The sequence below is a fragment of the Oceanobacillus sojae genome, from assembly GCF_007991515.1.
Lineage (GTDB): Bacteria > Bacillota > Bacilli > Bacillales > Amphibacillaceae > Oceanobacillus > Oceanobacillus sojae.
In genome coordinates this window covers 181,998-193,710 of sequence record NZ_BJYM01000011.1, presented here as the reverse complement: position 1 = coordinate 193,710, position 11,713 = coordinate 181,998, and the positions used below count along the sequence as shown (strand labels likewise).

Here is an 11,713-nt window from a genome sequence, read left to right as displayed (position 1 = left end):
CCGGAGCGGAAGCTATACACAATAACCTGTTCAAAATATAAAAAGATAAGTTAACTAAAAGCAAGTATGTTAATAGAGACCATGTACATCTTGGAACAGCAAGGTTAGTGTGTTTATTCTTAGGTGCGAAAGTTGAGTTATAAAGATAAATCTATAAAAGGAGTTATAAACATGATAACAATGAATGATATTGTCAGAGAAGGACACCCTTCTTTAACTAAAAAAGCAGCAAAGGTCAATGTTCCATTATCAGTAGATGATAAACAGTTATTAGAAGACATGCTTCAATTCTTGAAAAACAGTCAAGATGAAGAAATTGCCGAAAAGTATAATTTAAGAGCCGGAGTAGGTCTGGCAGCACCACAGCTAGGTGTAGAAAAACAATTGATTGCACTGCACTTTGAAGATAGTAAGGGAAAAAAATACAGTATGGGATTAGCCAACCCTAAAATTATCAGCCATTCTGTAGAGCAGTCATATTTACAAAATGGAGAAGGATGTTTATCTGTTGACCGTGTTATAGAAGGATATGTTCCAAGACATGCCCGTATTACAATAACCGCAACAGATATTAATGATAATCCTGTTAAGCTCAGATTGAAAGATTATCCAGCTGTTGTATTCCAGCATGAAATCGATCATTTAAATGGTGTTATGTTTTTTGACCGGATTAATGAGGACAATCCATTCGCAATTCCGGATAATGCAATTGAGATAAGCTAAGCTGACACATATCTAATGTGATATTTCTTTTCAAAATTGTATAATTTTGTTGATTTGGACGATGATAAATATAGTTTATACGATTCGATCAGACGTTTAGTTTTATAACGTCAAAAGTACGTCTTTCAAGGATAGGGCCTATAAAAAAAGCGTATTTATCCGCTCAATAAAAGATGGGCAAACTCGAGTTTTTCTAATTATTTATCGTTTTTTATTTAATTCTTTCCAATTTCGTACTATACTATAGATAAGAGGATTGGACGGTAGAGGGTTAAATTTGCTTTTCTAAATTATCGGAAGGAGAAGTGAGTCCTTATGCTGAAACGTCTTAAAGAGAAACTCAAAAAACGTTTAAAGGATTTACTGGGCAAAGAGGGGCGTGTACCAACTACTAATAAATAATTAAACCGCCAAACAATAAATTTTAACGGAAAAAGCCATTTTTCAGGTGAGCTGACGGAAACTTACCTTTTATAACGGAATATAACACATCTAAATAATAACCCTAATGAAATAAAGTTTGTAAATTTTAAAGGAGAGATGAAATGATTTTTAAAGTATTATATCAGGCATCACAAGATCAAGTGCCTGTAAGAGAACGCACGGAGAGCCTTTATGTAGAAGCGCAATCCGTAAGAGAAGCAAGATCAAAAATTAGTGACCGTAACATTAACATTGAGTACATTCAAGTATTAGATGAGGCACATCTCGAATACGAAAAAAGTACTGGCAAGTTCGAATTGGAGAATGTATAACAATGAAGTTTGTAAAAAATGATCAGACTGCTGTATTTGCCCTTGGCGGACTTGGGGAAATCGGCAAAAATACGTATGCAGTTCAATTCCAAGACGAAATCATCCTTATTGATGCAGGAATTAAATTCCCGGAGGATGAGCTTCTTGGTATTGATTATGTAATCCCGGACTACACCTATCTTGTACAAAACCAAGATAAAATTAAAGGTCTTTTTGTTACACACGGTCACGAAGATCACATTGGTGGAATCCCGTTTTTATTAAAACAAATTAATGTGCCAATTTATGCTGGAAAGTTAGCAATCGGTTTAATCCGTAATAAACTGGAAGAACATAGCTTATTGCGCAGTACAAAGCTAATTTCCATTCAAGAAGATGATGTTATTAAATTCCGTAAGACTTCCGTAAGCTTTTTCCGCACGACACACAGTATTCCAGATTCATTTGGGGTCGTTGTAAAGACGCCGCCTGGAAATATTGTGCATACAGGTGATTTCAAATTTGACTTTACCCCTGTCGGCGAACCTGCAAACCTTTCTAAAATGGCTCAAATTGGCGAAGAAGGGGTATTATGCCTTCTATCCGATAGTACGAATAGTGAAGTACCTGGATTTACAATGTCTGAAAGCGTTGTTGGCGAAAGCATCCAAGATATATTCAGCCGTGTTGATGGCAGACTGATATTTGCTACATTTGCGTCTAATATCTATCGATTACAGCAAGTTGTTGAAGCAGCCGTTAAGCATAACCGTAAAGTGGCTGTCTTTGGAAGAAGTATGGAATCCGCGATAAACATCGGTCTGGATTTGGGTTATATCCAAGCTCCAAAAGATACGTTTATTGAAGGAAACCAAATTAATCGTCTTCCAGCAAATGAAGTAACGATCCTCTGTACTGGTTCACAAGGCGAATCAATGGCAGCACTTTCTCGAATTGCCAATGGAACGCATCGTCAAATTCAATTAATTCCTGGAGATACGGTTGTATTTTCATCATCACCAATCCCTGGTAATACTGTCAGTGTAAGCAGAACAATTAATAAGCTGTATCGTGCAGGAGCAGATGTTATTCATGGAAAACTGAGTAATATCCATACATCCGGTCACGGAAGTCAAGAAGAGCAAAAGCTTATGTTACGCTTAATTAAACCAAAATATTTTATGCCGATTCATGGTGAATACCGTATGTTAAAAGAACATACAAAATTAGCTGAATTATGCGGGGTTGAAGAAAATCATTCCTTTATCATGGATAATGGTGATGTATTGGCTCTTGGAAAAGAACAAGCTTCAATCGCAGGCAAAATCCCATCTGGCTCAATTTATGTAGATGGAAGCGGCATTGGCGATATCGGAAATATTGTTCTTAGAGACCGCCGAATTCTTTCTGAAGAAGGTTTGGTTATTGTCGTTGTCAGTATTAATATGAAAGAATTTAAAATTGAAGCAGGTCCAGATATTATTTCTCGCGGCTTTGTTTATATGCGTGAATCTGAAGACCTTATCAATGATGCACAAAAGCTTGTTGCCAAGCATTTAGAAAAAGTAATGGAACGACGGACAACACAGTGGTCAGAAATAAAAAATGAAATTACAGATACGATTGCTCCGTTCCTATATGAAAAAACGAAGCGTCGTCCAATGGTATTACCAATCATTATGGAAATTTAAATAACTAAAGCTTCATTCTCCCGGACAGATTACCAGGAGAATGAAGCTTTCTTTAAATGAGTCAAATATTGCTGTCTATTTTAGAAAGAGGTACAGACAATGAAAGATAAATACTATGATAAGCTGCTAAATATTTATACCATGGAGAACAAGAAAACAGTATACCCCGAGTCACATCACTACAACCCTTATGAGCCTACTCCATATAGTGCTTTGGAAAAATTAACTAAAGCTTATCCCTTTGATAAGCAGGACTCGGTTATTGACTTTGGCTGTGGGAAAGGACGTTTACCTTTTTACCTTCATTATTTTCAGCATTTATCTGTCACTGGAATTGAAATGGATTCAAATTTTTTTAATGATGCCGAATACAATTTACAAGCATATAAGCAATTATTAAGTTCTGAAAATAACAAAGCTGACATTCGATTTATCTGTTGCTTGGCAGAAGAATATAAAATTGCCGCAAAAGATAATCGTTTTTACTTTTTTAACCCATTTTCTATTCAAATTTTCAAGCGTGTTATTTCCAATATTCAAGAGTCTGTAGAAAATACACCACGAGAAGTCGATGTTATCTTATATTATCCGCATAGTACTTATATTCATTTTCTAGAGCACTACAGTCCATTCGAGCTATTACTGGAAATAAAACTAAAAGCTTATTGGTTGAATGCAGATGAGCGAATCGTTATCTACCGCTTGAATAATTAAATTTTTGAACTACATATATTTTACAAACTAGAATCTGTCTCTCTAAGATTTATTAAAAAAGAACCTTTCGTCTAATGGAAGGTTCTTTTATTTTCAGTCAAAAATATAGGCTTTTTCAAACCGGTTTATATCATAATCTGCTCCTATAATAATAAGTATATCCCCTTCTTTTAAAGGTTTGTCCGCTTCAGGGGATACATCAATTTCCGTACCACTTTTTATTGCAACAATATTGCATCCGAACTTCGCACGGACATCAAGTGAGATTAAAGTCTTTCCAATCATTTTCTTACCGGCAATCACCTCTACAATACTGTATTCATTGGAAAGCTCCAGATACTCTAAAATATTATTTGAAATAAAGCTGTGCGCCAATCTTTTTCCCATATCCCGTTCTGGATGAACAACATGATGGACACCAATCCTATTTAATATCTTATCATGATAATCATTCTGAGCTTTGACAGTAATTCTCTTTATATCCAAATCAGTTAATATCACTGCTGTCAGAATACTTGCTTGGATATTTTCACCGATAGCAACGATAACATGATCGAAATTTGTAATACCTATTTCTTTCAAGGCATCTTCATCCGTTGCATCGAGCACCACAGAATGATAAGCGATATTTTTATATTCATTTACTTTAGCTTCATCAGAATCAATTGCCAGGACATGCATTCCTTTCTCGCTCAGCTCCTTACAAATGCTGCCTCCAAATCTGCCTAAACCAATTACTGCAAAATCCTTTCTCATAAGAAACCTCCATTCTTCTGTTCCTTATATTAACATAAAGCATAAAAGAAAGGGAGCAGTTCAACCATCTGCTCCCCGCCTATACTATATTGCATCCAGCATTGTAAACTGTGATTTTACAAGATCATAATATTTTCCATGCTGCTGCATTAACTCCTGATGGCTTCCATACTCTAAAACCTTACCTTGCTCCAGAACATAGATACAGTCTGCTTCCCTTATGGTAGACAGACGATGCGCAATAATAATGGAAGTTCTTCCTTTTAATAATCGTTTCAATGCCTTTTGAATTTTCACTTCAGATTCTGTATCAATACTTGCTGTTGCTTCATCCAATATAATAATACTTGGATTTGCCAGCAAGGCTCTTGCAAAAGATAACAATTGTCTTTCTCCAGCAGATAGAATATTTCCCCGCTCTTCTACTTCTGTCTCATAATCATTCGCTAAACGGCTGATAAAACTATCTGCACCGACAACTTTTGCTGCTTCTTTTACTTCTTCATCCGTTGCATCCGGCCGTCCAAAACGAATATTTTCCATGATTGTTCCTGAAAAAATAAACGTATCCTGAAGGACGACACTGATTCGTTGTCTTAAGCTGTCTAACGTGACATCACGCAGGTCATGGCCATCGACTTTTACCGCACCAGATGTGGGATCATAGAAGCGGCTTATCAGATTTGCAATGGTAGATTTACCGCTTCCTGTATGCCCAACTAGAGCAATCGTCTGCCCAGCCTGAATGTCCAGGGAAATTTTCTTTAAAGCTAAACGATCCGCATTATATGCAAATTCCACTTCATCGAATTCAATTTTTCCATCCATTTTTTTAATTTCATAAGCATTTTCTTTTTCAGCAACATTAGGCTGCTCATCCAGGAATTCAAAAATACGTTCTGATGACGCCATTGCCATTAAAAGCTGATTGTACATCTGTCCCAGCCTGGAAATAGGCTCCCAGAACATCCCCAGGAAAAAGGCAAAGGAAATAAAAGTTCCCAATTCAATTGTTCCATTAAGAATTAAATAAGAGCCAAAGGCAATTAGTATGATGGTTCCTGCTGCATCACAGATATCCACAAGCGGTCTGAAAAATGCACTTTTCTTCGCCGCATCACGAAAGCTGTTAAAATAGCCGCTGTTCACTCCATCAAAGAATTCCGCATTTTCTTTTTCCTGTGAGAAGGATTGGGTAATACGCATACCTTGAAGTCCTTCGTTTAAATGCGAATTCATTCTGGATTGCTGCAGACGGACCATTTGCCAGGAACGTCTTATTTTCCTTCTTAATGTAGTAGATATAATAAACATCAGCGGAATAACGATGACAACAGCCAATGCTAAAGGCGGACTCATTATGAAAAGAATAATAATAATTCCACTTAACATTAAAATATCCATCAATAGATTAATAATTCCATTTGTAAACAGCTCTTGCAGGGAGTTGATATCATTTAAAATCCGTACAAGTATTGATCCCGCTGAACGAGTATCAAAAAAACGGTGGGAAAGTCTCTGTACATGGGAAAACAGCTTTTGTCTTAAATCATAAATAACATTCTGCCCTAGTATATTAACCCACTTTATCCGAAAACGATTGGCAATAAAACTGATCATATAAAGAATAGCAATACCTATAACGAGATAGACTAAAAGATTTGTATCACTGCGTGCAATTGCTATATCTACAGCTACTTTACCAATTAAAATAGGTATGGCTAACCTGACAGCTGTAGCAATAACCATCGCAATAATTGCGCCAGGCAGATATGTTTTTGAATATGGCTTTAAAAACTGAAGTAATCTCCACATCTGCTTCCAGTTAAACGGCTTCTCAATTGCCTGATCTATCGTATAATGAAATCGCTCTAAATGCTTGCTTTGTTTTTTAGCTTCTTTTACTTTCGCCAAGATTTCTCCACCTCCCTTTAATGGACCACACTCATTATTTCTTCACGGTCCTGGTATTGGATATTATAAATACGTTCATAAGGGCCATTATTTTTTAATAAGAAATCATGTGTACCCCGTTCGACAATCTCTCCGTCCTCCAGCACTAAAATTTCATCAGCATGCTTTAAAGAGGAAATACGATGCGCAATAATAAAGGATGTTCTGTTTTTCATCACTTCCCGCAGAGCTTTTTGAATCTTATGCTCTGTTTGCATATCAACAGCAGATGTCGCATCATCTAAAACAAGAATACTCGGGTCGATACAAATTGCACGGGCAATTGCTATCCGCTGTTTCTGCCCTCCAGACAGACCCATTCCCCTCTCTCCGAGAAGCGTATCATATCCATTCGGAAGCTCCATGATAAAATCATGTGCTTGAGCCATTTTTGCCGCAACTATAATATCTTCATCTTTAATTCCAGGTGTGCCATAAGAAATATTTTCTTTAATTGTTGTTGAGAACAGGAATGGCTCCTGCAAAACAAACCCGATTTGGCTTCGGAGACTTTTCAGCTTATAATCTGAAACAGGGCGTCCGTCAACCAGAACTTCTCCTTCCTCAGGCTCATAGAACCGTGTAAGCAGTTGTGTAATACTTGTTTTCCCGGAACCAGTTGCACCAATTAAACCAATCGTTTTGCCAGGTGGGGCATCGAAACTGATATGCTTTAACGCTTCATCATCATCCTCAATATACGTTAACGTGACATTCTTAAATGTTACATGACCTTGAATCTCTTTATCGATGGCATCAGGCTTTTCTTCGATGTCCTCATGCGCTTCCAGAATCTCCAGCAGCCGCTCTCCGGATGCTTTTGCCTGAGAAAATTGATTAATGATAAATCCTAAGTTCATAAGTGGTCCCATAATAAACCAGACAAGACTGAAAAATGCCATTAATTCTCCTGTTGTCATGGAGCCGTTTATTACAAAAAAACCACCGAACGCTAATAAAACAACTGCGCTAACATTTCCGATAAATTCCATTACCGGGAAATACTTTGCCCATAAACCTGAAGTAAACAAATATTTTTGCCGATAATTATCATTACTTGCAGAAAATCTGCCAATCTCGAAATCTTCTCTTGATAATGACTTAACCGTGTTCATCCCGCTTATATTTTCCTGTACCCTGGTGTTTAATCTTCCAAAGGAACGTCTAATGCTCCGAAAGGCCGGATGAACCTGCTTATCAAATTTATAAACAACAAATGCCAGAAATGGCATTGCAGCCATTGTTATAAGTGCTAGAGGAATAGAATAATAAAACATAACTGAAATACTTATCAGCATTAAAGAAACAACTCGAATTAATTCTGCAAAACCGACAGAAAGGAAGAAACGGAAACCTTCCACATCTGCAGTCAGCCGGGACATAATATCCCCTGTTTTTGCATTATCATAATACTTGAATGCAAGCGCCTGCAGCTTATCATATAACGATTCACGCAGCTTATATACAGCAGTCATTCCAAATAAATCACCCAGATACTGAAAGAAAAAAGTGGACACCCCTTTTATCATCATTAAGCCTAAAAAGGCACCACAGATATAAGGAATCAATCCATATCTCTGCTCAGCAACTACTTCATCAATTGTAATTTGAAGTATAATTGGATAAACTACTGTAATAACTGTCACGATAAGCATACCAATAATTGACCAAATAAAGTATTTCTTATACGGCCAATAAAAGCGCTTTAATTTTTTAAAAATATTCAAAATTTATTCCCCCTTTCACTTTTCCGTAATAACTAATATAACGGTTTCCGAAATAAATTTCTACTGTTTTGCGCTATTTTTTTGAAAATTATTTTAAAAAAGTTTTTTTCCATCAAAATACCTAGTTTAAGAGATAAACACCTCTAATTGTTCTGAATAATTCGTTTATTATCCATATCCTTGAAACTCTTTTTACTGCCACAACAAAAAAACTCCATTCTATAAAGAACAGAGAGATTTTTTCTTACTTTTCGTTTAATAAACGCTTTAAACGCTGCTCTATTAAATTTGTAGAAGATTTACCGCTTTGCTTAAAACGGAGTCTTTCCTGTTTATCAAATAAATATAAAGCAGGTACATAGCGGAACTGAAATACAGCTGCGAGCCGGTCATCTATATCATCTAAAGAAACAGCATCAAAGTGCAGCTGATTCAGCTTATTCTTTATTTCTGATAAGCTTACCTGCTCCCTATCTAAATAAATATGAATTAAAATTGGAACAACTCTCTTTGACTTAATTTCCGGAACCTCAGCCAGCTGTTTTAAAAAATTACTACAGGATGAACAGCTTACGGACCAAAAAATAACAAGAACTGGTCTTCCGCTTGATAATAAAAGAGATCGGTTGCTGCCAGGTAAGGCTTTGATTTTGGATAAGTCAGGAAGAATATCATAAATCTGCATGATGTCACTCCTTATTTTTTACTCTTTAACTGATATATGACGAAGGAGAAAAATCTATGTATTTGTTTTTATTATACTCAATTTTCTTTATAATACAGACAAAAAGCATATGGAGATTTTATCATGACTCAAACTCGTTCAAGAGATTTCGTTCTTCATGCAAAAAGTCCTCAATTCTACTGGGAAGGTACTGGACAGTTATCCATTAAAACATTTTCTAATGGTAAAGTCTTTTACAGAAAAAACAAAGGATTTTTCGCTGTTGAAAATAACAGATACCTGCTTCTTAATGAAGGTGCATATACCATCAGCATTGATGAAGCTGTTTCAGTTGAATTAAAATAGTCTTAAATTTATTGTTAAGGGAGAGATAATTATATGCAGGCAGATACTATTCAACACATTGGACAAATTGGTGTACCAATTAAAAATTTACAAAGAGCCATACTCTTTTATCAAGAAAAATTAGGGCTGTCCCTTTTATTTAGTACAGATAGTATGGCTTTCTTTGATTGTGACCGCCTAAGGATTATGTTGACGCTTCCTGAAAAAGAAGCATTTGCCCATCCGAGCTCCGTTATTTATTTTCAAGTAGATGATATTCAAAGAGCATATCAACAGCTTAAAAAAAAGCAAGTAATTTTTATTGATGAACCACATATGATTACGAAAATAGGAAATATAGAAACATGGATGGTGTTTTTCAGCGATACAGAAAACAATACTCATGCACTCATGAGTGAAGTGAAAATTTAATTTAGAAAAGAAAAATTTTGAGCGGATAAAAAAAGACTTTCTTTAAAATAACAAGAAAGTCTTTTTATCCTTTATAATGAAATCTATTTTCCGCAAACAATTAATCGAATGATCGAATAAATCTTTCTACTGCTTCTGCACCAACAGAAAGTGCAGCTTCATTCGGAGCCAGCTTCGCGTGATGTAGTCCGTATGGCGAATCTACTCCAAGCCAGAACATAAATCCTGGGATTACTTTTAACATATCTCCAAAATCTTCTCCAGTCATTGCTGCAGAAGCCTGGACATATTCAATGTCTGAACCTGCTAAGGATTCTTGAAACAGCTCTACATATTTTCCATCATTCACTACTTGGTAATAGTTAGATCCATAATCTACATTTATCTCACAATCATATGCTATTTCGAAGCCTTTAATCAGCTTTTCCAGTTTTTCTTTCACCAATAGAATAGAAGAAGCTTCTGTTGTACGGATGGTTCCTTCCAACCGCGCTGTTTCTGCTATAGCATTTTGTACAAATCCACTTTCCATTTTCCCAATCGTAATAACAGAGCCGTCTAAAGGATTCAGCCCTCTGGAAACAATTTGCTGCAGCTGTACAACAAAGTTACTTGCTGCCACTGTCATATCCTTTGTTAAATGCGGATAAGCAGCATGTCCGCCGAGACCTTTAAAATCAATAAATAACTCACTTGTATTCGCGAATAAAAGTCCCGGTTTTGAAGACACTTTGCCGACTGATAAATTAGGAGCAATATGCAGTGCAAAAATAGTGTCCGGTTTCCAATCAAGAAATTCCTTTGATTCAATCATTGGCTTTGCACCGCCCGGGCCTTCTTCTGCCGGCTGAAAAATAAATAGAACATTATCTTTTACAGGCTGTGCAATCAGTCTGCTGAGAGCTGCCAAAGCAATAGTCATATGGAAATCATGTCCACAAGCATGCATTTTCCCCGGATGTGTGGAGGAGAAGTCAAAACCTGTGTCTTCTAAAATCGGAAGCCCGTCTATATCTGTCCGGAAACCGATCCGCTTTGATGGATTGGTTCCAGATACATGTACTAAAATACCTGTCCGCCAAGTTTTGATGTCAACCCGATCTGTCGCCATCTCCCGAATCTTCTCAAGCAAATACCTTTGCGTTTTCTCCTCTTTGAAGCCTAATTCAGGAATTTGATGGAGCTCCCTGCGGACAGTTTGCAAATCAAATGCTGTCATATCCTATTCATCTGCCTTAATTATCTAATTTACGAAGCTCTTGTTTAATTTCAGTTTTAGATTTAGTCTGCTCGTCAATTTCCTTTAACACACGTGCAGGCGTCCCACCTACTAATGTGTTTGGTTCTACATCCTTTGTAACAATAGCTCCTGCTGCTACAATAGAGCCTTTCCCGATAGTAATTCCTTCAAGTACTACAACATTTGCTCCAATAACAACATCATCTTCTACAATAACCGGTTTTGCAGAAGGGGGCTCAATAACACCAGCTAATACAGTACCGGCTCCAATATGACAGTTCTTTCCAACTGTAGCTCTTCCGCCAAGAACAGCGTTCATATCAATCATTGTTCCTTCACCGATTACAGCACCAATATTAATGGATGCACCCATCATAATAACGACGCCATCACCGATTTCTACCTGGTCACGAATAATTGCGCCTGGCTCGATACGTGCATTGATATTTTTTAGGTCCAGCATTGGAATCGCAGAATTACGGCGATCATTTTCTGTAACATAGTCTTCAATAATAGATTCATTTTCTTTTAGGAATGCTTCTATTGCTTTCCACTCGCCAAATAATGTACCGCTTTTTGCATCTACAAATGCTTTAATCCCGTCTTGCTCAGGAAGCTTGTCTAAATTTCCTTTCAAATACACTTTTACCGGGGTACTTTTCTTGCTATTAGAAATAAACTGTATAATTTCATTTGCATCCATAGTTAACTATTCCTCCATTTTTATAATCTCT

At 36.6% G+C, this 11,713-nt stretch carries 11 protein-coding genes and 1 pseudogene; 6 read left to right on the top strand and 6 right to left on the bottom strand.

Annotation, left to right across the window (positions count from 1 at the left end):
• Window positions 1–171 precede the first annotated feature (171 nt).
• From def to OSO01_RS14055, 4 genes are all read left to right on the top strand, one after another.
• Window positions 172–723, top strand: coding sequence for a peptide deformylase (gene def / locus OSO01_RS14070; protein ID WP_147211072.1), 552 nt, complete (start codon window positions 172–174; stop codon window positions 721–723).
• Between the two features lie 545 nt (window positions 724–1,268).
• Window positions 1,269–1,478, top strand: coding sequence for a DNA-dependent RNA polymerase subunit epsilon (locus OSO01_RS14065; protein ID WP_147211071.1), 210 nt, complete (start codon window positions 1,269–1,271; stop codon window positions 1,476–1,478).
• Window positions 1,479–1,480: 2 nt separating this feature from the next.
• A complete protein-coding gene (rnjA, locus tag OSO01_RS14060; protein ID WP_147211070.1) occupies window positions 1,481–3,148 on the top strand; it encodes a ribonuclease J1 in 1,668 nt (555 codons plus the stop codon).
• A 99-nt stretch (window positions 3,149–3,247) separates the two neighbouring features.
• Window positions 3,248–3,862: a class I SAM-dependent methyltransferase gene (locus tag OSO01_RS14055; RefSeq protein ID WP_147211069.1), complete on the top strand. Its 615-nt coding sequence runs from the start codon at window positions 3,248–3,250 to the stop codon at window positions 3,860–3,862.
• A 93-nt stretch (window positions 3,863–3,955) separates the two neighbouring features.
• On the opposite strand, the gene OSO01_RS14050 is transcribed toward OSO01_RS14055, so the two are convergent.
• The 4 genes from OSO01_RS14050 to OSO01_RS14035 all read right to left on the bottom strand — a co-directional run bounded on the left by OSO01_RS14050 (window position 3,956) and on the right by OSO01_RS14035 (window position 8,983).
• Window positions 3,956–4,618, bottom strand: a complete 663-nt coding sequence (locus OSO01_RS14050; RefSeq protein ID WP_147211068.1) for a potassium channel family protein — start codon at window positions 4,616–4,618, stop codon at window positions 3,956–3,958.
• Window positions 4,619–4,702: 84 nt separating this feature from the next.
• Window positions 4,703–6,433, bottom strand: coding sequence for an ABC transporter ATP-binding protein (locus OSO01_RS14045; RefSeq protein WP_371863302.1), 1,731 nt, complete (start codon window positions 6,431–6,433; stop codon window positions 4,703–4,705).
• A gap of 116 nt (window positions 6,434–6,549) precedes the next feature.
• Window positions 6,550–8,298: an ABC transporter ATP-binding protein gene (locus OSO01_RS14040; protein ID WP_147211066.1), complete on the bottom strand. Its 1,749-nt coding sequence runs from the start codon at window positions 8,296–8,298 to the stop codon at window positions 6,550–6,552.
• 244 nt (window positions 8,299–8,542) lie between these two features.
• Window positions 8,543–8,983 (bottom strand): TlpA family protein disulfide reductase, encoded by a 441-nt coding sequence (locus OSO01_RS14035; protein WP_147211065.1) that lies wholly within the window; start codon window positions 8,981–8,983, stop codon window positions 8,543–8,545.
• Window positions 8,984–9,106: 123 nt separating this feature from the next.
• Between OSO01_RS14035 and OSO01_RS14030 the strand changes: the two are divergent.
• Window positions 9,107–9,319: pseudogene (locus OSO01_RS14030) on the top strand (AraC family transcriptional regulator); the annotation flags it as partial.
• Window positions 9,320–9,361: 42 nt separating this feature from the next.
• A complete protein-coding gene (locus OSO01_RS14025; protein WP_147211064.1) occupies window positions 9,362–9,739 on the top strand; it encodes a VOC family protein in 378 nt (125 codons plus the stop codon).
• Between the two features lie 100 nt (window positions 9,740–9,839).
• On the opposite strand, the gene OSO01_RS14020 is transcribed toward OSO01_RS14025, so the two are convergent.
• Entirely contained in the window at window positions 9,840–10,958 is a 1,119-nt protein-coding gene (locus OSO01_RS14020; protein ID WP_147211063.1) for an N-acetyldiaminopimelate deacetylase, read from the bottom strand.
• A 16-nt stretch (window positions 10,959–10,974) separates the two neighbouring features.
• Window positions 10,975–11,682 carry a 2,3,4,5-tetrahydropyridine-2,6-dicarboxylate N-acetyltransferase gene (gene dapD / locus OSO01_RS14015; protein ID WP_147211062.1) on the bottom strand — a complete coding sequence of 236 codons (708 nt, stop codon included), beginning with the start codon at window positions 11,680–11,682 and terminating at the stop codon, window positions 10,975–10,977.
• Between the last annotated feature and the right edge of the window lie 31 nt (window positions 11,683–11,713).